22 protein-coding genes are annotated in these 21437 nt (G+C 68.2%); 9 read left to right on the forward strand and 13 right to left on the reverse strand.

All coding sequences use genetic code 11. The features are described from left to right. Positions 1 to 15 precede the first annotated feature (15 nt). Both dxs and WKR98_RS23470 read left to right on the forward strand, forming a co-directional pair. Positions 16 to 1902, forward strand: coding sequence for a 1-deoxy-D-xylulose-5-phosphate synthase (gene dxs / locus WKR98_RS23465; protein ID WP_124690366.1), 1887 nt, complete (start codon positions 16 to 18; stop codon positions 1900 to 1902). 195 nt (positions 1903 to 2097) lie between these two features. Then, positions 2098 to 2355 (forward strand): helix-turn-helix domain-containing protein, encoded by a 258-nt coding sequence (locus WKR98_RS23470; protein ID WP_087780824.1) that lies wholly within the window; start codon positions 2098 to 2100, stop codon positions 2353 to 2355. Between the two features lie 42 nt (positions 2356 to 2397). Here WKR98_RS23470 and WKR98_RS23475 read toward each other — a convergent pair whose 3' ends face one another. Further along, on the reverse strand, positions 2398 to 2883 hold the full coding sequence (locus WKR98_RS23475; protein WP_124690365.1) for a YajQ family cyclic di-GMP-binding protein: 486 nt from the start codon (positions 2881 to 2883) through the stop codon (positions 2398 to 2400). Positions 2884 to 3005: 122 nt separating this feature from the next. On the opposite strand from WKR98_RS23475, the gene murB reads away from it, so the two are divergent. Further along, on the forward strand, positions 3006 to 4061 hold the full coding sequence (gene murB / locus WKR98_RS23480; RefSeq protein ID WP_445936150.1) for a UDP-N-acetylmuramate dehydrogenase: 1056 nt from the start codon (positions 3006 to 3008) through the stop codon (positions 4059 to 4061). Here the strand turns inward: murB and WKR98_RS23485 are convergent. From WKR98_RS23485 to WKR98_RS23500, 4 genes are all read right to left on the reverse strand, one after another. Further along, positions 4058 to 4801, reverse strand: coding sequence for a glutamine amidotransferase (locus WKR98_RS23485; protein WP_341434828.1), 744 nt, complete (start codon positions 4799 to 4801; stop codon positions 4058 to 4060). The two genes, murB and WKR98_RS23485, sit on opposite strands and share 4 nt — an antisense overlap. A gap of 99 nt (positions 4802 to 4900) precedes the next feature. Then, a complete protein-coding gene (locus WKR98_RS23490; protein WP_341434829.1) occupies positions 4901 to 6127 on the reverse strand; it encodes an argininosuccinate synthase in 1227 nt (408 codons plus the stop codon). A gap of 402 nt (positions 6128 to 6529) precedes the next feature. Further along, entirely contained in the window at positions 6530 to 7480 is a 951-nt protein-coding gene (argF, locus tag WKR98_RS23495; protein WP_124690361.1) for an ornithine carbamoyltransferase, read from the reverse strand. Between the two features lie 64 nt (positions 7481 to 7544). Beyond that, positions 7545 to 8204, reverse strand: a complete 660-nt coding sequence (locus tag WKR98_RS23500; RefSeq protein ID WP_124690360.1) for an alpha/beta fold hydrolase — start codon at positions 8202 to 8204, stop codon at positions 7545 to 7547. Between the two features lie 290 nt (positions 8205 to 8494). Between WKR98_RS23500 and WKR98_RS23505 the strand changes: the two genes are divergently transcribed. Next, complete coding sequence (locus WKR98_RS23505) at positions 8495 to 8818, forward strand: DUF3579 domain-containing protein (protein ID WP_124690359.1); 324 nt, start codon at positions 8495 to 8497, stop codon at positions 8816 to 8818. 146 nt (positions 8819 to 8964) lie between these two features. Here the strand turns inward: WKR98_RS23505 and rpsT are convergent, their stop codons facing one another. Next, the gene (rpsT, locus tag WKR98_RS23510; RefSeq protein WP_124690358.1) at positions 8965 to 9228 is read right to left on the reverse strand and encodes a 30S ribosomal protein S20; all 264 of its coding nucleotides are present in this window, start codon (positions 9226 to 9228) and stop codon (positions 8965 to 8967) included. Between the two features lie 188 nt (positions 9229 to 9416). On the opposite strand from rpsT, the gene murJ reads away from it, so the two are divergent. The 5 genes from murJ to WKR98_RS23535 all read left to right on the forward strand — a co-directional run bounded on the left by murJ (position 9417) and on the right by WKR98_RS23535 (position 15112). Continuing rightward, positions 9417 to 10985 carry a murein biosynthesis integral membrane protein MurJ gene (gene murJ, locus WKR98_RS23515; RefSeq protein WP_124690357.1) on the forward strand — a complete coding sequence of 523 codons (1569 nt, stop codon included), beginning with the start codon at positions 9417 to 9419 and terminating at the stop codon, positions 10983 to 10985. Between the two features lie 30 nt (positions 10986 to 11015). Next, complete coding sequence (locus WKR98_RS23520) at positions 11016 to 11960, forward strand: AraC family transcriptional regulator (protein ID WP_124690356.1); 945 nt, start codon at positions 11016 to 11018, stop codon at positions 11958 to 11960. Between the two features lie 74 nt (positions 11961 to 12034). Then, positions 12035 to 13015, forward strand: coding sequence for a Bug family tripartite tricarboxylate transporter substrate binding protein (locus tag WKR98_RS23525; RefSeq protein WP_124690355.1), 981 nt, complete (start codon positions 12035 to 12037; stop codon positions 13013 to 13015). Further along, a complete protein-coding gene (locus tag WKR98_RS23530) occupies positions 13015 to 14184 on the forward strand; it encodes an enolase C-terminal domain-like protein (RefSeq protein ID WP_124690354.1) in 1170 nt (389 codons plus the stop codon). Before WKR98_RS23525 ends, WKR98_RS23530 begins: the two co-directional genes overlap by 1 nt. Positions 14185 to 14203: 19 nt before the next feature. Continuing rightward, on the forward strand, positions 14204 to 15112 hold the full coding sequence (locus WKR98_RS23535; RefSeq protein ID WP_341434830.1) for a fumarylacetoacetate hydrolase family protein: 909 nt from the start codon (positions 14204 to 14206) through the stop codon (positions 15110 to 15112). A 31-nt stretch (positions 15113 to 15143) separates the two neighbouring features. Here the strand turns inward: WKR98_RS23535 and WKR98_RS23540 are convergent, their stop codons facing one another. The 7 genes from WKR98_RS23540 to WKR98_RS23570 all read right to left on the reverse strand — a co-directional run bounded on the left by WKR98_RS23540 (position 15144) and on the right by WKR98_RS23570 (position 21322). Continuing rightward, positions 15144 to 17219, reverse strand: a complete 2076-nt coding sequence (locus WKR98_RS23540; protein ID WP_124690352.1) for a sodium-translocating pyrophosphatase — start codon at positions 17217 to 17219, stop codon at positions 15144 to 15146. A 184-nt stretch (positions 17220 to 17403) separates the two neighbouring features. Beyond that, positions 17404 to 18057, reverse strand: coding sequence for an adenylate kinase (adk, locus tag WKR98_RS23545; protein WP_124690351.1), 654 nt, complete (start codon positions 18055 to 18057; stop codon positions 17404 to 17406). Positions 18058 to 18281: 224 nt separating this feature from the next. Beyond that, the gene (gene kdsB, locus WKR98_RS23550; protein WP_124690350.1) at positions 18282 to 19058 is read right to left on the reverse strand and encodes a 3-deoxy-manno-octulosonate cytidylyltransferase; all 777 of its coding nucleotides are present in this window, start codon (positions 19056 to 19058) and stop codon (positions 18282 to 18284) included. Beyond that, entirely contained in the window at positions 19051 to 19254 is a 204-nt protein-coding gene (locus WKR98_RS23555) for a Trm112 family protein (RefSeq protein ID WP_124690349.1), read from the reverse strand. The genes kdsB and WKR98_RS23555 overlap by 8 nt, the downstream gene beginning before the upstream one ends. Beyond that, a complete protein-coding gene (gene lpxK, locus WKR98_RS23560) occupies positions 19235 to 20278 on the reverse strand; it encodes a tetraacyldisaccharide 4'-kinase (RefSeq protein WP_124690348.1) in 1044 nt (347 codons plus the stop codon). Before lpxK ends, WKR98_RS23555 begins: the two co-directional genes overlap by 20 nt. Continuing rightward, a complete protein-coding gene (locus WKR98_RS23565) occupies positions 20275 to 20703 on the reverse strand; it encodes an ExbD/TolR family protein (protein WP_124690347.1) in 429 nt (142 codons plus the stop codon). Before WKR98_RS23565 ends, lpxK begins: the two co-directional genes overlap by 4 nt. Positions 20704 to 20722: 19 nt before the next feature. Further along, positions 20723 to 21322, reverse strand: coding sequence for a MotA/TolQ/ExbB proton channel family protein (locus tag WKR98_RS23570; RefSeq protein WP_124690346.1), 600 nt, complete (start codon positions 21320 to 21322; stop codon positions 20723 to 20725). Positions 21323 to 21437: the final 115 nt, after the last annotated feature.

The following is a 21437-nucleotide window of genomic DNA, read 5'->3' on the forward strand; positions in this document are numbered from 1 at the left end:
CGGAGATACCGAAACATGCCCACCGATATGCTCGACCGCATCGAATCTCCGGCCGATCTGAAAAAACTGGACCGCTGCCAGCTGTCGGCGCTGGCCGATGAACTGCGCGCCTTCGTGCTGGAGTCGGTGTCCCGCACCGGCGGCCACCTGTCGTCCAACCTGGGCACGGTCGAACTGACCCTGGCGCTGCACTATGTCTTCGATACGCCCGACGACCGCATCGTCTGGGACGTGGGACACCAGACCTATCCGCACAAGATCCTGACGGGCCGGCGCGCCGGCATGGCGACGCTGCGGCAGCAGGGCGGCATCTCGGGCTTTCCCCGCCGCAGCGAATCCGACTACGACGCCTTCGGCACCGCGCATTCGTCCACCTCCATCTCGGCCGCGCTGGGCATGGCGGCGGCCGCCCGCTATGCCGGCATCGACCGCAAGCACATCGCCGTGATCGGCGATGGCGCGATGTCCGCCGGCATGGCCTTCGAGGCGCTGAACAACGGCGGCGTCATGCCCGACGTGGACCTGCTGGTGATCCTGAACGACAACGACATGTCGATCTCGCCGCCGGTCGGTGCGCTGAACCGCTACCTCGCGCGCCTGATGTCGGGCAGGTTCTATGCCGCCGCGCGCAACGTGGGCAAGGCCGTGCTGTCGCACGTGCCGCCCGTGTTCGAACTGGCCCGCCGCATCGAGGAACACGCCAAGGGCATGGTCACGCCCGCCACGATGTTCGAGGAACTGGGCTTCAACTATGTCGGCCCCATCGACGGACACGACCTCGATTCGCTGATCCCCACGCTGCAGAACATGCGCAAGCTGTCGGGCCCGCGCTTCCTGCACGTCGTCACCCGCAAGGGGCAGGGATACAAGCTGGCTGAGGCCGATCCCGTCCTGTACCACGGACCCGGCAAGTTCGATCCCGCAGTGGGCATCAGCAAGCCGTCCACGCCGCCCAAGAAGACCTTTACCCAGGTGTTCGGCGACTGGCTGTGCGACATGGCGGCCGAGGACACGCGCCTGATCGGCATCACGCCGGCCATGCGCGAAGGCAGCGGCCTGGTCGAATTCGAGCGGCGCTTTCCCGACCGCTATTTCGACGTGGGCATCGCCGAACAGCACGCGGTGACCTTCGCGGGCGGCCTGGCCTGCGAGGGGCTCAAGCCGGTGGTGGCCATCTATTCCACCTTCCTGCAGCGGGGCTACGACCAGTTGATCCACGACGTCGCGCTGCAGGACCTGGACGTGACCTTCGCGCTGGACCGCGCCGGGCTGGTGGGCGCGGATGGCGCCACGCACGCCGGCAACTACGACATCGCCTTCGTGCGCTGCATTCCCAACATGGTGGTGGCCACGCCGTCGGACGAGGCCGAATGCCGGCTGCTGCTATCGACCTGTTATCGGCATCCCGGACCCGCCACGGTCCGCTACCCGCGCGGCGCGGGCCGGGGGGCGTCGCCGGCGGCGAATCTCGATGCCGTGGCCCTGGGCAAGGGTGTCGTGCGGCGCGAAAGCGGCCGCGCGCAGCCCGGCGGCAAGGCGGGCGTCGCGATCCTCGCGTTCGGCACGCTGGCCGTTCCCGCCTTGCAGGCGGGGCAGGCGCTGGATGCGTCGGTGGCGGACATGCGCTTCGTCAAGCCCATCGACCGCGAACTCATCCTGGACCTGGCCGCGCGGCACGCGGCGCTGGTGACGGTGGAAGAGGGCAGCATCATGGGCGGCGCCGGCAGCGCCGTCTGCGAGGTGCTGAGCGAGGCCGGCGTGAGCGTGCCGGTGATGCAGCTCGGCCTGCCCGACCGCTTCATCGATCACGGCGACCAGGCCGCGCTGCTGGCGGGCCTGGGGCTCGACGCCGCGGGCATTGAAGCGTCCGTGCGCGGGCGTTTTCCCGATCAGGTGAGTTGACCCGAATGCGGGAAGCAGCCGCTTCCCGCTTCAGGCGCGCCGTGCATGACCGAGGGTTAGCCCCGTATGTGTGCCGCTCCCCGACAGGCGCAGAATTACTTTTGCTGAAGCGCTTTGCGAAGCGTTGCAATCGCGTCCAGTAAAAGTGATGTAAAAGCGGTAGATATAACGCGCTGTCGTGGGGAGTATGCGTCAATGCCCGCACCTCTGAGATCCCCCAATCCGTCGGCGTCCTTGACGACGCTGCGCGAGATCCTCGGCTACAACGTACGAGCGTTCCGGGTCGCGCAGAAGATGTCGCAGGAGCAGCTCGGGTTTGCCGCCCACCTCGACCGGACCTTCGTCAGTCAGGTCGAGCGGGCACGTGTCAACATCTCGGTCGACAACATCGAGAAGCTGGCCAAGGCGCTCGAACTCGACCCCGCCATGCTGTTCAAACGCCCCGTGCTTTGAGTCCCGGCGGGGCGTCCATGATCGTTACGCGAGCAGGACCGCTCAGTCCCTGAAGTTCTCGAAGCCCAGGGGCAGGTCGGTCACGTCCTTCTTCAGCAGCGCGATGGCGCTTTGCAGGTCATCGCGCTTGGCGCCCTGCACGCGCACGGTGTCGCCCTGGATGCTGGACTGGACCTTCATCTTGCTGTTCTTGATCAGGGCCACGATCTTCTTGGCGGCGTCCTGGGGCACGCCGTTGCGCACCGTCAGCACCTGCTTGACCTTGTCGCCGCCCATCTTCTCGACCTTGCCGTGATCGAGGAATCGCACGTCCACGCTGCGTTTGGTCATCTTGTTCAGCAGCACGTCACGCACCTGGTTCAACTGGAAGTCGCTGTCGGCATAGGCCGTGAGTTCCTTGTCGGTCTGTTCGACGCGGGCATCCGAACCCTTGAAGTCGAAGCGGGTGGTGATTTCCTTGTTGGTCTGCTCGACGGCATTGCGCAGTTCGACCAGATTGGGTTTGCAGACGACATCGAATGTAGGCATGGGTGAGCTCCTTGCATGCGGCTTGCGGCCTATCTTGGAATAGGGGAATTGTAGTCAAGTAAGATGGCGGGGCTGCGGGAAATCCGTCCCGCCGTCCTTGTTCGTCCTGCCTGGTGCCCAGATTGGCTGTCGCTCCTGATTCCGGCGCTCGCACGGGCCTCGTGCCCGGTGCCTGCGATCTTTCGTCTCTCAACACCCTGGGGCTGGCCAGTTCGGCACCCGCCTGCGTCACGCTGCGCGGCCGCGACGACCTGCCGGCGCTGGCCCGCCTGGCGCGTTCCCGCGAGGCGGGGGTGCTGGTGCTGGGCGGGGGCAGCAACCTGGTCCTGCCGCCCCGGGTGTGCGGCCTGGTGGCGCGGATGGCGCTGCGTGGCATCCGGCTGGTGGGCGAGGATGGCCAGGCTCGCGTGGTCGAAGCCGCGGCGGGCGAAATCTGGCACGACTTGGTTACCTATTGTGTCGGGCAGGGCTGGGGCGGGCTGGAAAACCTCGCGCTCATTCCCGGCACGGTCGGCGCGGCGCCGGTCCAGAACATAGGTGCCTATGGTGTCGAACTGCGCGACCGCTTCGCGGGGCTGACGGCCTACGATCTGCTACGCGACGCCTGGGTGGAGATGGACGCGGCGCAATGCGCCTTCGCCTATCGGGACAGCGTCTTCAAGCGCGAACCCGGACGCTGGGTCATCACCGCCGTGCGGCTGCGCCTGCCCCGGCAATGGACGCCCGTGCTGGACTATCCCGATCTGCGGCGGCACGAGAGCCTGGCGGGCTCGCCCACGGCGCGCGATGTCTACGAGGCGGTCTGCGCGATCCGGCGCGCCAAGCTGCCGGATCCTGCGGTGCTGGGCAATGCTGGCAGTTTCTTCAAGAATCCGGTGGTGCCGGCCGCGCAATACGAGCGGCTGCATGCCCGTTTTCCCGGCATGGTGGCGTATCCGCAAGAGGACGGCGGCTACAAGCTGGCCGCCGGGTGGCTGATCGACCAATGCGGCTGGAAGGGGCGCCGCATGGGGCCGGTGGGCGTGCACGAGCGCCAGGCGCTGGTGCTGGTCAATCATGGCGGCGCGCAATCGGGCGACGTGCTGGCGCTGGCGCAGGCCGTGCGGCACGACGTGCGCGAACGCTACGGCCTGGAGCTGGAGATCGAGCCGGTCGTGGTGCCGGGCATCGATTCCTAGGCGGCTTCCCGCATCGCGGCGTGCTGCCGGACGAAGCGCAGCAGCAGTTCGCGGGCCTCGGGCGCGGGCCGCAGGCGGGTGCTCAGCGCCTGGACGTCGAAGCCTTCCTCGCCCAGCCTGGGGCCGAAATGCGTGAGATAGGTCCCCATGATGTCGGGGCAGAACTCCGGATGGTACTGGCTGGAAATCACGCCATCGCCGTATTGCACGATCTGGTGCGCGTCGTGGTCGGAGCGCGCGAGCACGGTGGCGCCGGCCGGTACCTCCATCACGCTCTGCTGGTGGATCAGGTGCGCCGGAAAGTGCGAGGGCAGCCCCGCCAGCAGGGGAACGTCGCCGGCGGCGGGCAGCAGTTCGACCGTCTGGGTACCCACTTCACGGCCGCGTGGATGGAAATCGACCCGGCCGCCCAGCGCGTGGGCCAGCAACTGGTGTCCGTAGCAGATGCCCAGGATGGGCAGGCCCAGGTCCACCGCCCGCCGTATCCAGTCGGCCGTGCGTTCGCTCCAGTCGGCCAGGTCGGTGACCATGGCGGGCGAGCCGGTGATGATGGCTGCGCGATAGCTCGAGGGCGGGCGCAGTTGGGCCCCCTGATGCACGGCCACGATCTCGATGTCCCCGGCGCGCAGCCCGGCCGCTTCGCGGATCATGCAGCTGAAGGTGCCGTGCCGGTTGGACACCGGTTCGGGCGGGAGCCCGGTCTGGATGATGAGCAGCGGAGGTTGGGTGTTCTCGTTCATGGCGCTCGAAAAACAAATCGGCGGCCCGAGGGCCGCCGACGGTAAGTCAACGCCAGCCCGTCTTCGGGCTGGTGCTGGGCACAGGTTCGGACGGTTGGTTCATCCGCGCTTGCGACGGGCGTTTTCCGCGATGCGCATGCGCAGGGCGTTCAGCTTGATGAAGCCGCCGGCATCCGCCTGGTCGTAGGCGCCGCCGTCGTCGTCGAAGGTCGCGATGGTCTGGTCGAACAGCGTGTTCTTCGAGTCGCGGGCGATGGTGTAGACGTTGCCCTTGTACAGCTTCAGGCGCACCCATCCGTTCACGGCCTGCTGGGTATGGTCGATCAGCACCTGCAGCGCCTTGCGCTCGGGGCTCCACCAGTAGCCGTTGTAGATCAGGCTGGCGTAGCGCGGCATCAGGTCGTCCTTGAGGTGGGCGACTTCGCGGTCCAGCGTGATGGATTCAATGGCGCGGTGGGCGCGCAGCATGATCGTGCCCCCCGGAGTTTCGTAGCAGCCGCGGGACTTCATGCCGACGTAGCGGTTTTCCACCAGGTCCAGGCGTCCGATGCCGTGCTTGCCGCCCAGCGTGTTCAGCTCGGTCAGCACTTCGGCGGGCGTCATGCGCTTGCCGTTCAGGGCGACGATGTCGCCGTGCTCGAATTCGACGTCCAGGTATTCGGGGGCATCGGGCGCGGCTTCCGGGGCCACGGTCCAGCGCCACATGGATTCCTCGGCCTCGGCCTTGGGGTCTTCCAGGTGGCGGCCTTCGTAGCTGATGTGCAGCAGGTTGGCGTCCATCGAGTAGGGCGCGCCGCCCTGCTTGTGCTTCATCTCGATGGGGATGCCCGCCTTCTCGGCGTAGGCCAGCAGCTTCTCGCGCGAGAGCAGGTCCCATTCGCGCCACGGGGCGACGACCTTGATGCCCGGTTCCAGCGCGTAGTAGCCCAGCTCGAAGCGGACCTGGTCGTTGCCTTTGCCGGTGGCGCCATGGGAGACCGAGTCGGCCTTGACCTCGCGCGCGATCTCGATCTGGCGCTTGGCGATCAGCGGGCGGGCGATGGAGGTGCCCAGCAGGTACTCGCCTTCGTAGATGGTGTTGGCGCGGAACATCGGGAAGACGAAGTCGCGGACGAATTCCTCGCGCAGGTCGTCGATGTAGATGTTTTCCGGCTTGATGCCGAACTTCAGGGCCTTGGCGCGTGCCGGTTCGAGCTCTTCACCCTGGCCGATGTCGGCGGTGAAAGTGACGATTTCGCACTGATACGTGTCCTGAAGCCATTTCAGGATCACGGATGTGTCAAGACCGCCCGAGTAGGCAAGTACGACCTTCTTTACTTCGCTCATTGATGTTCCCAGGGCATGGACGGCCCGCGCTTGGGCGGTGCAGCTTTCTGGCCGGTCAGGTCACCGGATATGGGGGCGCACCCAGGGGGCGCTCCGTGCCATATGCGCGGGATCGTGCAATCGCCCCCCGGCCTAACAGGGACGATCTGTGATTGTACCACCCCCTACCCGCTTCGCGGGCCCCCTCAAGGGGGCGGCGCTGGCGGACCGGCAAAGCCGGATCCGCGGCGCCCTGGGCCTAGTGCCTGTTTCTTGGTACGCCACACCGTTGCTACCGCTGGCAGCCAGCGAAGCCTGGGTGCGCAACCCAAAGAGCCGGTACTAGACCCAGGATGCGGTGGATCCGGCTCCGCCGGTCCACCCGCATCGCCCCTGGGGGCGCGCGTAAGCGCGTAGGGGGGGCTATAGCCGGCCTAGAAGGAGAAATTCCATCAGGGCCTTCTGGACGTGCATGCGGTTCTCGGCTTCGTCCCAGACCACGCTCTGGGGGCCGTCGATGACGTCGGCCGTGACTTCCTCACCGCGGTGGGCGGGCAGGCAGTGCATGAAGACCGCGCCGGGGTCGGCCACGGCCATCATGTCGCCGTCGACGCACCAGTCGGCGAAGGCGGCGCGGCGTTCCTCGTTCTCGGCCTCGAAACCCATGCTGGTCCAGACGTCGGTAGTGACCAGGTGGGCGCCCTTGCAGGCTTCCATGGGATCGGCGAACTGCTTGAGCCGCTCGGCGTCGATGACGCCCGCGCGTTCGGGCTCGAGTTCGTAGCCGGGCGGGGTCGAGACGTGGAGGTTGAAGTCCAGCAGCTCGGCCGCCTGCAGCCAGGTGTTGCACATGTTGTTGGAGTCGCCCACCCAGGCTACGGTCTTGCCCTGGATCGAGCCGCAATGCTCGATGTAGGTGAAGATGTCCGCCAGGATCTGGCAGGGGTGGAACTCGTTGGTCAGGCCGTTGATGATGGGCACGCGCGAATAGGCGGCGAAGCGCTCGATCTTGGTCTGTTCGAAGGTGCGGATCATGACCAGGTCGACCATACGGGAGATGACCTGCGCCGAATCCTCGACCGGCTCGGAGCGGCCGAGCTGGGAATCACCCGTGGTCAGGTGGATGACCGAGCCGCCCATCTGGTACATGCCGGCTTCGAACGATACACGGGTGCGGGTGCTGGCCTTCTCGAACACCATGGCGAGGGTGCGGTCGCTCAGGGTGAAATGCGGCTCGTAGTTCTTGAACTTGCGCTTGATCAGCGCGGCGCGGCTGAACAGGTATTCGATTTCCTCGCGCGTGAGGTCGTTGAACTGGAGGAAATGGCGCAGGGGAGGATTGGTCTTCGAGTTTTGCTGGGGAGTTGCGTTCATACGACGCCTCTGACAGAGAGTTGCCGAATCGGCGGGCGGCGCCATGGCGCCGCGGGCCATCGACTCATCGGCTCGTTTCGCGGAAAGGATCAATGATACCCGAGGCATTGTTACAGGCGGCGGGGGCCAGATGGTGCGCGATCGCGTCGGCGACGAAGGTGGCGTGAGTCTGCGCCAGATCGTGATTTCCGCCGGGAACGACCTGCAGCCGTGCATGGCGGAGCAGCGAGGCCAGGCGCTGCCCGACGGCCAGGGGGCTGACGGGATCCCGGTCGCCCCAGAGCAGGAGGGTGGGGGCCGCGATCGACGGGATGTGCGCCGACAGGTCCTCCGGTGGGTCGGCGATCCATCGGGCCGCCCCGGGGTAGGCCAGGAAATAGTCGGTGCGCCAATCGGCTCCGCCAAGGTCCGCGACAGGGATGCCGCCCGAGGTGGCGGCCAGAACCAGGCGGTTGACCCGGGAGGGCGCCGCGAGCGCCAGGCGGATCGCGACCAGGCCGCCCATGGATTGCGCGACGATGTCGACCGGTTCGGTCATGTGGCGCAACGCCAGGTGCACGAGGTCGTCGATCCCGTTCACGTCGGGGTGGGCGGGCTCGTTTCCCAGTCCCGGCCATGCCAGCAGGGTCCCGTCCCGCCCGAGGCGGTCGGCGACCGGTTTCCAGAACGAGGCGCTTCCTCCGGCACCGGGAAGAAAGAGGGTTTTGGTGGTGTGGGCGGTCATGGTTTGGGGGTGACGGAAATCGTGCCGTGCGCTTTCGCGCCGTTCAGCGTGAGGGTGGAGGCCGGGTGGGTCGATAGGCTACAATGCCGAGCTTCTCTGGCGGGGCGTAACCCCGCCCGTCGCGAGTCCTGCCGGGCCCTATCGGGTCTTGCCTGGCCCGTGTCGAGTCCCGCGCCGCCGCGCGGGGCGGTCCGGCCGGCGCATGCAGCGCCTGTGTGCGACAGGCCGGGCTCAAGATCCAACGGGTTCACGAGACCCCTCACCGCGGACTCCTTCCGCAGACAACGACGATGGCTGAAAGCGTCAGGCAGTTCATTATCCAGGGTATCACTTCCGGTGGCAGCAAGTTCCGCCCCAGCGATTGGGCCGAGCGCCTGGCCGGGGTCATGTCGCCCTTTCGGCCCAAGGGGAGCGTGGCGAGCCCCTTTACCTATTCCCCCTATGTTGTGCCCACCTTCATCGACGGCGTCAAATGCGTGGTGGTCGACGAGCGGCTGCGGGCGCTCGAGCCCCTGGCCTGGCAGTTCGTCAACGATTTCGCGCGCGACAACGATTTGCGCACGGTCGAGGCCTGCCTGATTCCCGACGCGCCGGGCAAGCCGAAGCAGCCTTGAAGGGCTGATCTAGCCTGATCCCCGGGTTGGGGCGGGCTCTTGTCATGAAATGTATGGACGAACGAAAGCCAGCTTGGCGGGAGGGTATCCTGCCAAGCTGGCTTTCGTTGCTCGCGCGCGGCGCCAGGCCGCGCAGCGGAATCAGATCAGGCCAGGGCCTTGACGGCGGCGGCCAGGCGGCTCTTGTGGCGAGCGGCCTTGTTCTTGTGAATGATCTTCTTGTCCGCGACGCGGTCGATGACGCTGGTGGCTTTCTGCAGCACTTCCGTGGCGGCGGTCTTGTCGCCGGCTTCGACGGCCTGGCGCACGCGCTTGATCGACGTGCGCAGCATCGAACGCAGGCTGGAGTTGTGCTTGTTGCGGACCACTGCTTGGCGGGCGCGCTTGCGTGCTTGGGCGGTATTAGCCATGAAAATTCCGTATCTGGTAGGGCGAAGTCACGACTTGCTATATATGCTATACGCGGCGGCAGGAGCTTCGCAAAGCCAGAGACTATAGCCCCAAATGGCCGTAAAATCAAATGCTTCGTGGCCGGGTCCCCGTAAAACCACGAGCAAGGCAACCATACTCGCGCGGCGCCCCGCGTACAAGGTCATCCATGAATTTGCTGCGCGCCGCGGCCACCATCAGTAGTTATACCCTGTTGTCCCGCATTACCGGCCTCGTGCGCGACGTACTGATCGCCCGGGCCTTCGGCGCCGGCAGCCTGACCGATGCGTTCTGGGTGGCCTTCCGCATTCCCAACCTGCTGCGGCGGCTGTTCGCCGAGGGCGCGTTCTCGCAGGCCTTCGTGCCCATCCTGGGGGAGGCCCGGAACCGGCATGCACCCGAGGACACCCGCCGCCTGCTGGACCACGTCGCCTCGCTGCTGACCTTCGCGCTGATGGCGGTGACCGCGGTCGGCGTGATCGCGGCGCCCTGGGTGGTCAGCGCGATGGGCAGCGGGCTGCGGGGCGCGGAGCGCGCGGCCGATTTCCAGGCGGCGGTCTGGATGACCCGCGTCATGTTCCCCTACATATTGTGCATGTCCCTGGTGGCCTTTGCCTCGGGCGTGCTCAATACCTGGCGGCATTTCGGCGTGCCGGCGTTCACCCCGGTGCTGCTGAACCTGTCCATGATCGCCGCCAGCCTGTGGCTGGCCCCACACCTGGAGGTGCCGCTTTACGCCCTGGCGGTGGGCGTGATGGCCGGCGGGGTGGCGCAACTGGCGGTGCAGTTCGCCGCCCTGGCGCGGCTGGGCCTGTGCCCCCGCATCGGGCTCGGGCTGCGCGCGGCCTGGGCGGACCCCTACGTGCGGCGCATCCTGCGGCAGATGCTGCCGGCCATCGTGGGCGTCTCGGTGGCCCAGGTATCGCTGCTGATCAACACCAACATCGCGACCTGGCTGGCGCCGGGCAGCGTCACCTGGCTGTCCTTCGCCGACCGGCTGATGGAATTCCCGACCGCGCTGCTGGGCATCGCGCTCAGTACCGTGCTGCTGCCCAACCTGTCGCAGGCGCATGCCGCCGGCCACGCCGAGGAATACAGCGCGCTGCTGGACTGGGGGCTGCGCCTGACGCTGCTGCTGGGCCTGCCCGCCTGCGTGGGGATGGCGCTGATGTCCGAGGCCCTGGTCAGCACGCTGTTCCACTACGGCGCCTTCACCGCCGCCGACGTCTCCCAGACCCGGATGGCGGTGGTGGCTTACGCGGTGGGCCTGATCGGGCTCCTGTCCGTGAAAATCCTGGCGCCCGGCTTCTACGCCAGGCAAGATATCCGCACGCCGGTCAAGATCGCGCTGGTGGTGCTGGTGGCCACGCAATGCCTGAACCTGGTGTTCGTGCCGTGGCTGCATCATGCCGGGCTGGCGCTGTCCATCGGCCTGGGGGCCTGCATCAACGCGCTGGCCCTGCTGACCGGACTGCGCCGCCGCGGCGTCTACCGGCCGGCGGCCGGGTGGGGCGGCTTCCTGGCCAGGCTGGTGGCGGCGCTGGCGGCCATGGGCCTGACGCTGTGGCTGGCCGAGCAGCGCGTGGACTGGCTGGGGCTGCAGGCCCACGCCTGGCTGCGGGTGGCGTTGCTGCTGGGCGTGATAGGCGGCGCCGCCGTGGTCTATTTCGGCGTGTTGTTCCTGCTGGGCTTCCGGCTGCGCGACTTCCGGCGCCGCACGGCCCCGCCCAGGGAATAGCCCGCGCCGGCAACCGGGAGCACCGACGCGATGCCTGAGGCGCCGATCAACCGCACCAGCGAATACCTTCCGCATACCGCGTTCTGGATCCGCGACCAGGCCACCTCGGTCGGGCAGCCGCCGCTGCACAAGCACGAGTATTTCCAGATCTATGTGAACCTGGCAGGCCGCACCGAGCATGTGCTGGGCGCGACGGTCCGGCCCATCCTGCCGGGCACGCTCAGCTTCATCATGCCGCTGCGCGTGCATTGCATCCGGCACGTCGAACCGGCGGAGTTCTTCGTCATCAATTTCCGTCGCGATTTCCTGCGGCCGGAGTCGCGCATCGACCTGCTGGAATTGGAGGACGTTGCCGTCGACGAGATGCCCGAACTCGCGCCCTTCCTGTACCAGGAACACCTGGATTTCGAACTCGGCGCCGACGAACTGGCCGAGGTGCGCCGCTTGTGCCTGCGCATGCAGGCCGAGCACGGCGGGGGCGGTTTCTATGCCGCCGAGTTCATCCGCGCCGACCTGTTCCGCCTGATCGGCCTGGTGTGCCGCCGGCACCAGGACGATCTCCAGGCCCTGGCCCGGACCTCGATGCTGCAGGGCAGCCGCCGGGCATCGCTGGCGCGCGTGAGCCGCTTCATGCGCGAGCACCTGGCCGAGCCCATCACGCTGGCGGACGCGGCGGCCGCCGCCTATCTGTCGACCCACTACCTGGCGCACCTGCTCAAGCGGGAGACCGGCAGGACCTTCACCGAGATCCTGGCCGACCAGCGCATGGACCTCGCGTGCCGGATGCTGGCGGGGTCGCCGCGCCCGATCGCCGAGATCGCGGCCAGCGTGGGCTTTCCCGACGAGGCCTACTTCGCCCGGCGTTTCCGCCAGTTGCGCGGCGTGACGCCCAGCGCCTACCGCGGCCAGGCCGGCGGCCGCGAGAACCCGGCCCAGCGGGGCGAGGCCACGCACGGACGTGATTTGTCCAAATAGTCGCCAATCCCGTCCATGGCCGGCGGCGGCCGCGCTTCCTATACTTTTCAGCACCGGAAAAAGGGAGGGGCGCCATGCATCGACCGTTACGCCGTCTGGGATTTGCCGCGTGCCTGTGGGCATGCGCGCTGGGAGCCGCCGCCGCGGCCGATGCGGACTATCCGTCCCGTGCGGTCCGCATGGTGGTGCCTTATGTCGTGGGCGGCAGCACCGACCTGCTGGGCCGCCAGTTCGCGCAGCGGCTGAGTACCGCGCTGGGCCAGCAGGTGTTCGTCGAGAACCAGGGCGGCGCAGGCAGCACGATAGGCACCGCCACGGTGGCGCGGGCGCAGCCGGATGGCTACACCATCGGCCTGCTGGACACTGCCTTCGCCATCAATCCCAGCCTGTACGCCAAGCTGCCCTATGACAGCCTGAAGGACTTCGATTTTCTGTCGGTGGTCGCTACCGCGACCGGCGTGCTGGTGGTCAACGCCAAGCGGGTCAAGGCGCGGACGCTGCAGGAACTGGTGGCCGAGGCCAAGGCCAGGCCCGACCAGCTAAGCTTCGCGTCCGCCGGCGCGGGCACGGTCGTCCATCTGCACGGCGAGACCTTCAAGACGGCAGCGGGCATCAAGCTGCTGCACGTGCCCTACAAGGGGGCGGGGCCGGCGATCGCCGATCTCCTGGGCGGGCAGGTCGACATGATGTTCAACCTGCCGGCGCTGGTCGCACCGCAGGTCAAGAGCGGCGTGTTGGCGCCGATCGCGGTCACCGGCGGCAAACGCTCGCCGATGTTCCCCGACACCCCGTCCTTCGCCGAGGCGGGCTATCCGGGCGTCGATGCCGTGTCGCTGTGGGTGGTGGCCGCGCCCAAGGGCCTGCCCGCCGCCGTCCACGACAAGCTGGTGGCCGCCATCGGGCAGGCCATGGACGGGCCGGACATGCAGGCCAAGCTGGCCGAGAGTTCGTTCGAGCGCACGGTCGTGCCGTATCCGCGCAGCGTGGATTTCGTGCGCGAACAGATGGCCAAGTTCGCCGCCGCGGTGAAGGCTTCCGGCGCGACGGTGAACTGATGCGTATCGTCCAGATCATCGAGCGCACGGTCGCGCTGGAATCGCGCTTGTCCAATGCCCGCTCCGACTTCAGCCAGATGACCGCCACGGTGGTGGCGGTGGTGTCGGACGTGATCCGCGACGGGCGGCCGCTGGTGGGTTTCGCGTTCAATTCCTTTGGCCGCTATGCCTGCGGCGAGCAGATCCGCGACCGGATCGCGCCGCGCATCGTGGGGGCCGATCCCGACAGCCTGCTGGATGCGACGGGACGCAATTTCGACCCCGCGGCGATCCTGGCCTGCGGGCAGCGGCGGGAGCGGCGCGGCGGCTACGCGGAGCGCGCCATTCCCATGGGCACGGTGGACGTGGCCGTGTGGGACCTGGTGGCCAAGGTCGAAGGCAAGCCGCTGCACGCCGTGCTGGCCGAGCGCCACGGCGGCGGCCGGGCGCGCACGCACGCGCCGGTGTACGTCGGCGGCGGCTGGTACTTTCCGGGACAGAACGCGCGCGACCTGAAGGACGAGATGATCCGGTACCGCGACGCCGGCTACCGGATGGTGAAGATGAAGATAGGGGGCCTGTCCGTGGCCGAGGACTGCCGGCGCATCGAGGCGGTGCTGAGCGAGATGGGCGACGGCCGGGCCCTGGCCGTGGACGCGAGTTGCGCGTTCGGCCGCGACACAGCGCTGGACTATGCGCGGGCCATCGCGCCCTACGGCCTGCGCTGGTACGAAGAACCCTGCGATTTCCTGGAGTACGGCATCTACGCCGACCTGGCCCGCGCCTACGAGGGGCCGCTGGCCACCGGCGAGAACATGGCCTGCGGCAAGGAGCTGGACCATTTCCTGTCCTATGCGGGCTTTCGCGCGGATCGCGACATCATCCAGCTCGATCCGCCGCTGTCCTTCGGCATCACCGAATACCTGAACGTGCTGGCGGTCGCCGGCAGGCATGGCTTCGCCCGCTCCGCGATGTATCCCCACGGCGGCAACCTGATGTGCCTGCACCTGGTCGGCGGCCTGGGGCTGGGGGGATGCGAGTCCTACCCGGACACGTTCGGCATCTTCAGCGGTTTTGGCCAGGAGGTCGCCATCGCCGATGGGCAGGCCACGCTGCCGCAGTCGCCGGGCATAGGTTTCGAGCGCCAGCCCGGCCTGTACGCCGTGATGAAGGACATGGCGGGATTCTGACACCAAGCGAGGAGTGAAGATGAAGATAGGACGCATGGCCACCGTGGCCGGAGCGCACGTGTGCGCGATCGAGGGCGATCGCGTGGTCGACCTGGCGCTGGCCGCCCATGCGGCGGGTCGCGAATGGATGGCGCCGCTGTTCCACGACCTGCGGCTGTTCCTGGCGGCGGGCGACATGGCCCGCGACGCGGCCGCCGGCCTGGCCGCGTCCGGTCCCGCCGTTGCGCTGGAGTCGGTGCGCCTGCTGGCGCCCATCGAAGCGGGATCGAAGATCCTCGCGCACGTCGTCAACTATTTCGACCATGGCGCCGAGGGCAAGCTGACGCCGCCCGAGCAGCCGTTCTTCTTCACCAAGCTGCCCGGCACGGTGGTGGCCCCCGGCGACCCCATCGGCGGCCACGATTTCTCGCGCAAGATGGACTACGAGGCGGAACTGGCGGTCGTGATCGGCCGGGAAGGGCGCGACATCGCCGAAGCGGACGCCTACGACCACGTGGCGGGCTATACCGTCTGCAACGACGTGAGCTACCGCGAGCTGCAGGCCAACGAGGCGGCGCCCACCCTGACCGGCCGCTATGGCCAGAACTGGATACAGGGCAAGAGCCTGGATCGTTCCTGCCCGCTGGGGCCGGTCATCGCGCTGGCACGGGACATTCCCCGGCCGTATCCGCTGCGCATTCAGTGCCGGGTCAACGGCGAAATCCGGCAGGATGCGTCCACCGAGCAGATGATCTTCAAGATTCCGGCGCTGGTCGCGCACATTTCGCGCGCGATGACGCTGCGGCCGGGCGACGTCATCGCCACCGGCACGCCCGCGGGCTGCGGGGTGGCCGACGGCCGCTACCTGCGGCCGGGCGATGTCGTCGAATGCGAGATCGAGAAGGTGGGAAGCCTGCGCAATACGGTGATGGCGGCGGTCCGGGCCTGAGGGGCCCGGGCGCCGCCACCGCGCCCGGCCGCTAGAGCAGCGGCACCAGCAGCAGCGCGACGATGTTGACGATCTTGATCAGCGGGTTCACCGCGGGGCCGGCCGTGTCCTTGTAGGGGTCGCCCACGGTGTCGCCGGTGACGGCGGCCTTGTGGGCCTCGGAGCCCTTGCCGCCGTGGTGGCCTTCCTCGATGTATTTCTTGGCGTTGTCCCAGGCGCCGCCGCCCGTGCACATGGATATGGCGACGAACAGCCCGGTCACGATGGCGCCCATCAGCATGCCGCCCACCGCCATGCGCGCCGATTCGCCGCCCATCAGCACGCCGATGACCAGGGCCAGCACGATGGGCACCACCACGGGCAGCGCCGAGGGCACCATCATTTCCTTGATGGCGGCCTTGGTCAGCATGTCCACGGCCTTGCCGTACTCGGGCTTGCCGGTGCCTTCCATGATGCCGGGGATCTCGGTGAACTGGCGCCGGACCTCCACCACCACCGATCCCGCGGCGCGGCCCACGGCCTCCATGGCCATCGCCGCGAACAGGAAGGGGATGAGGCCGCCCACGAACAGGCCGATGATGACGGCCGGCTCGGCCAGCGAGAAGTCGACGTTCTTGCCGAGGTGGTCGAGCGCGTGGGTGAAGTCGGCGAACAGCACCAGCGCGGCCAGGCCGGCCGAGCCGATGGCATAGCCCTTGGTGACCGCCTTGGTGGTGTTGCCCACCGCGTCCAGCGGATCGGTGATGTTGCGCACCGATTCGGGCATCTGCGCCATTTCGGCGATGCCGCCGGCGTTGTCGGTGATGGGGCCGTAGGCGTCCAGCGCGACGATGATGCCGGCCATGGACAGCATGGCGGTGGCCGCGACGGCGATGCCGTACAGGCCCGCCAGCGTGTAGGCGCCGTAGATGGCCAGGCAGACCAGGATCACGGGCGCGGCGGTGGATTTCATCGAGACCGCGAGGCCGGCGATGATGTTGGTGCCGTGTCCGGTGGTCGAGGCCTGCGCCACGTAGCGCACCGGCTTGTATTCGGTGCCCGTGTAGTACTCGGTGATCCAGACGATCAGGCCGGTCAGCACCAGGCCCACCACGGTGCAGCCGTAGAGCCGGCCCAGGCTGTTGCCGTCGTCCAGCGGGGTGCCGGCGAAGACCCAGGCCGTCAGCGGATAGAACGCCACCAGCGCCAGGATGCCTGCCACCGCGAGGCCGCGGTACAGCGCGCTCATGATGCGCTTGCCGGGGCTGGCCTTGACCGCCATGCAGCCGAGGATGGACGCGATGATGGAGAAGCCGCCCAGGACCAGCGGGTAGATGACCGCCTGCAGCGGCGCCACCTCGATCACCAGCGACCCCAGCAGCATGGTGGCGACGATGGTGACGGCATAGGTCTCGAACAGGTCGGCCGCCATGCCGGCGCAGTCTCCCACGTTGTCGCCGACGTTGTCGGCGATGACGGCGGGGTTGCGCGGATCGTCCTCAGGGATGCCGGCCTCGACCTTGCCCACCAGGTCGGCGCCCACGTCGGCGCCTTTGGTGAAGATGCCGCCGCCCAGCCGGGCGAAGATGGAAATCAGCGACGAGCCGAAGGCCAGGCCGATCAGCGGCTGCAACTGCTCGTGCAGCCCGGCGCCATCGGCGCCCGACAGGTTGGTGCCCAGCAATACCCACAGCAGCACGGTGATGCCGGTCAGCCCCAGCCCCACCACCAGCATGCCGGTGATGGCGCCGCCGCGGAAGGCGACGGTCAGGGCTTCGTTCAAGCCCCGCGTGGCAGCCTGGGCGGTACGCACGTTGGCGCGCACCGAGACGTTCATGCCTATGAAGCCCGCGGCGCCGGAAAGCACGGCGCCCACTGCGAAGCCCAGTGCGCACGGCCAACCCAGGCCGGGCACGAGGCCGATGACGATGAACAGCACCACGCCGACGATGGCGATGGTCGTGTACTGACGGGCGAGATAGGCTTGAGCGCCCTGCTGCACGGCCGTCGCGATTTCCACCATGCGGGTGTTCCCGCTTTCCTGCTTGAGAATCCAGAAGGTGGAAATCGCGCCGAACGCGACGGCCAGAAGGCCGCATACGAGCGCAAAGGACAGACCGGTTGCCATGCAACTCCTCCTTTTGTTCAACTACGAAAGTTTCAAAAACTACCGAGCAAACAAAAACAGTGAAGCAGTTACCGCACCCGACCCAACCCCACCTCCACCCAGACCGGGGAAACCGCGGATCTGGCTTTGCCAGTCCGCCGGTTTCGCCCCCTGGGGGGCGCGCGTAAGCGCGTACGGGGGGGCTTTATTTCAACGCATCGAACAGGCGGGTCTTGATCTCGTCGACCGAGCCGACACCGGAGATCTTGCGATAGCGGGGCGCCTTCGCATCGCCTTCGGCGGCCCACTGCGAGTAATAGTCGACCAGCGGCCGGGTCTGCTGGCGATAGACCTCGAGACGCTTGCGCACGGTCTCTTCCTTGTCGTCGTCGCGCTGGACGAGCGGTTCGCCCGTGACGTCGTCGACGCCGGCGTTCTTGGGCGGATTGAAGCGCAGGTGGTAGGTGCGGCCGCTGGCCAGGTGCACGCGGCGGCCGCTCATGCGTTCGATGATCTCTTCCTCGGGGACGTCCACCTCGACCACGAAATCCAGCGACACGCCGGCCGAGCGCAGCGCCTCGGCCTGGGGAATCGTGCGGGGAAATCCGTCGAACAGGTAGCCGTTGGCGCAGTCCGCTTCCTTCAGCCTGTCCTGGACGAGGCCGATGATGATGTCGTCGGAGACCAGTCCGCCGGCATCCATGACTTTCTTGGCTTCGATGCCCAGGGGCGTGCCGGCCTTGACTGCGGCCCGCAGCATGTCGCCGGTGGATATCTGGGGAATGCCGTAGCGGTCCTTGAGGAACGCGGCCTGGGTGCCTTTGCCGGCGCCGGGCGCTCCGAGCAAGATTAGACGCATTGATGCTTCCTGATTGAGTTGGTGTTCTTGGCCTGCGGCGCTACCGGCGCACACACCGCTGGCCCGGCCCATCAGGGTCCAGGCTGCGAGCGAGTCGCCGGGATGGTGATGAAGGCCGATGCGCTGCGGCATGCGGTCGATGTCGGTATGCCGACCCCCCTATGGCCGCGTGTTTCAGGCACGAGTGCCCCCAAACTTACCTCAAGCGCGCGGCGCCGGTCAAATCAGCCTTGGGCGTCCACCAGCCGCCGCACGAATTCGAGATCGGCGGCCGTGTCGACGCCGGGCGCGGGGGCCTGCGGCGTGACGTGGACCTGGATGGCGTAGCCGTGCTCGAGCGCGCGCAATTGCTCGAGCGACTCCCAGCGTTCCAGGCGGCCCTGGGGCAGCGTGGGGAAGCGGCGCAGGAAGCCGACGCGGTAGGCGTAGAGCCCGATGTGGCGCAGGGCGGGCAGGCCGGGCGCGAAGACGCGCTCGCCGCCGGCCAGCGCATCGCGGGCCCAGGGGATGGGGGCGCGCGAGAAATACAGGGCATGGCCGTCGGCGCCGCAGACGACCTTCACGAAGTTGGGGTTGAACAATTCGTCGGCGGTGTCGATGGGATGCGCCGCCGTGGCGATGGCCGCCGCGCTGTGGCGGTCCAGCGTCTGGGCCACGTGGGCGACCAGCGCGGGATCGATCAGCGGCTCGTCGCCCTGGATGTTGACCACGATCTGCGTGTCGTCGAGTTCGAGCGCATCGCAGGCTTCGGCCAGCCGGTCGGTGCCGGTCGGATGGTCGACGCGGGTCATCAGGCTGTCGAAGCCGTGGGCGCGCACGGCGTCGCGGATGGCGGCGTCGTCGGTCGCCACCAGGATGCGCGATGCGCCGCTGGCCTGCGCCTGCCGCGCGACGCGGACGATCATGGGGACGCCGCCGATGTCCGCCAGCATCTTGCCCGGCAGGCGCGTGGAAGCGGCGCGCGCCGGGATGATGGCGGTGAAGTCGGCCGGATCAGGCATGGGGCGCCTCGGCGGCCGGGGCATCGGATTCGTCCTGCCACGGCTGGGCCTCGGATTCGAGCATGACCGGGATGCCGTCGCGGATGGGGAAGCTCAGGCGGTCGGTGCGGCAGCCTAGCAGGTGCGCGGCGCGATCGTGGCGCAGCGGGCCCTTGCAGAGCGGGCAGACCAGGATGTCAAGCAGGCGTATGTCCATGGAGTCGGGTTTCCAGCCAATCGAAGAACGCGGGGTCGGACAAATGCGCCGAAACCGTGACGGCCCACACGCGCGGGTCGTCCGCAGCCGGACATTTTACGGCGTCCTTGTCGGTGACGAGGATGATATCGGCCTCGATCGCGGCGAACGGCGAGCGGGTGTAATCATAGTGGTCGGGCAGGCCCAGCGTGGTGTCCAGCCGGATGCCGGCGCGGCGCAGCGTGGCGAAGAAGCGCTCGGGATTGCCGATGCCCGCCACGGCGGCGATACGAGGCATCGAGCCCAGCTCCGCCAGCGGCAGGCGCTTGCCGTCGGCCACGCGCCAGGCGCCGTCGATGACGAGGTCCATGTCCACCGCGCGCACGCCGTCCGGCGCGGCGGGCAGGGCGCCGGACGTGCCGCCGCTGCGATTGGTGACGATCGCGTCCACGCCGCGCAGGCGCGAGGCCGGCTCGCGCAGCGGGCCGGCGGGCAGCAGCCGGCCGTTGCCGATGCCGCGTTCGTCCTGCACCACGATTTCCACGTCGCGGGCCAGCGCCAGGTGCTGCAGGCCGTCGTCGGACAGGATCACGTCGACATGGGGATGCGCCGCCAGCAGGGCGCGGGCGGCGTCGGCGCGGCGGGGATGGACGGCCACCGGGACGTCCGCCTGGTGCGCGATCAAGGCCGGTTCGTCGCCGAAGTCCGCGGGATCCAGCCGGCCGCAGCCCACGCGGGGGGCGGGGCCGACCCGCACGCCGTAGCCGCGGCTGATCACGCCGGGATGGCGGCCGCGCGCCCGCAGCGCGTGCGCCGCGGCCACGATGAAGGGGGTCTTCCCGGTGCCGCCGACATAGACGTTGCCGACCACGACGACCGGCACGCCTACCCGCTCGGCCCGTCGCCAGCCTGCCCGGTAGGCGAGGCGCTTGGCGGCGACGGCAGCGGCGGCCAGCAGGGACAGGGGGGCAAGCAGCCACGACAGCCATCCGCCCGTCTGCCACTGGCGCTGCAGCACGGTGCGCAGGGCCGGGCCCGGCGTCATCTGCCCGATCCCGCGGGCGCGGCCTGCGTGGTGAATCCTATGCGCGAGATGCCGGCGCGCCCCGCCGCTTCCATGGCCCGCACCACGGCCTGGTGGGTGGCCGAGGCGTCCGCGTCGATCACCAGCGAGGGATCGTCCCGTCCGGCCGCCGCCTTGCGCAGCGCCTCGGACAACTGGTCGGCGTCGGTGATGGGCAGCGCCTTGCCGTTGAGCGCGTAGCGGCCGTCGGCGGCGACCGTGACGGTCAGGCCCGCGGCTGCTTCGGCGGACTGGGCGGCGGCGTCGGGCAGGCGCACGGACAACTGGCTGAAGCGCGAGAAGGACGTGCTGGCGGCCAGGAAGATCAGGATGACCAGCAGGACGTCGATCAGCGGGATCAGGTTGATGTCGGGTTCGTCGGTCTCGAGGTGGCGGCGGAAGTTCATGGCTGGGCGCCGGGCGGCATCACTCGGCTTGCAGGCTGTCGGCCAGGCGGGCGGCGGCCCGTTCCAGGTCGTGCAGGCTGTCGGTGATGCGGGCGCGGAAATAGCGGTAGAAGATCATGGCGGGAATGGCGATGAAAATGCCCAGCCCCGTGTTGTACAGTGCGACCGAGATGCCGTGCGCCAGTTGCGCGGGGTCGCTGCCGGCCGGCGCGTACGAGCCGAAGATCTCGATCATGCCGACCACGGTGCCGAACAGGCCCATCAGCGGCGCCACCGCGGCGATGGTGCCGATCGCGCCGACGTAGCGGTTCAGGTTGTGCGCGACCGTCTCGCCCGATTGCTCGAGCGCGTCCTTGAGCGCGGGGCGCGAGCGGTGGGCGTTGCGCAGTCCCGTGGCCAGGATGCGGCCCAGCGGCGAATCGGCTTCGAGCCGGGTCACGATCTCGGGGGTGATGCGCCGTTTCTGCACCAGGGCCAGGACGTCTTCCAGCAACCTGGGCGGGGCGATCCTGCTGCGGCGCAGGGCAAGCAGGCGTTCGACGATGAGCGTCAGCGCGATGAACGAAGTGGCGATCAGCGGCCAGATGGGCCAGCCGGCCTCGCGGACGATGGCGAGCAAGAAACCTCTCCTTTTCGATGAAGGCGAGAATGTACGGGCGCGGACGGACGAGGGCAAGTCGCCGGCCGGAAAGTATCCACAGAATCTGTGGATAATTATGTGTGTAACTTGGCCC

Origin of the sequence: Pigmentiphaga sp. YJ18, assembly GCF_038066655.1 — a bacterium.
In the GTDB taxonomy this organism is placed as follows: domain Bacteria; phylum Pseudomonadota; class Gammaproteobacteria; order Burkholderiales; family Burkholderiaceae_B; genus Pigmentiphaga.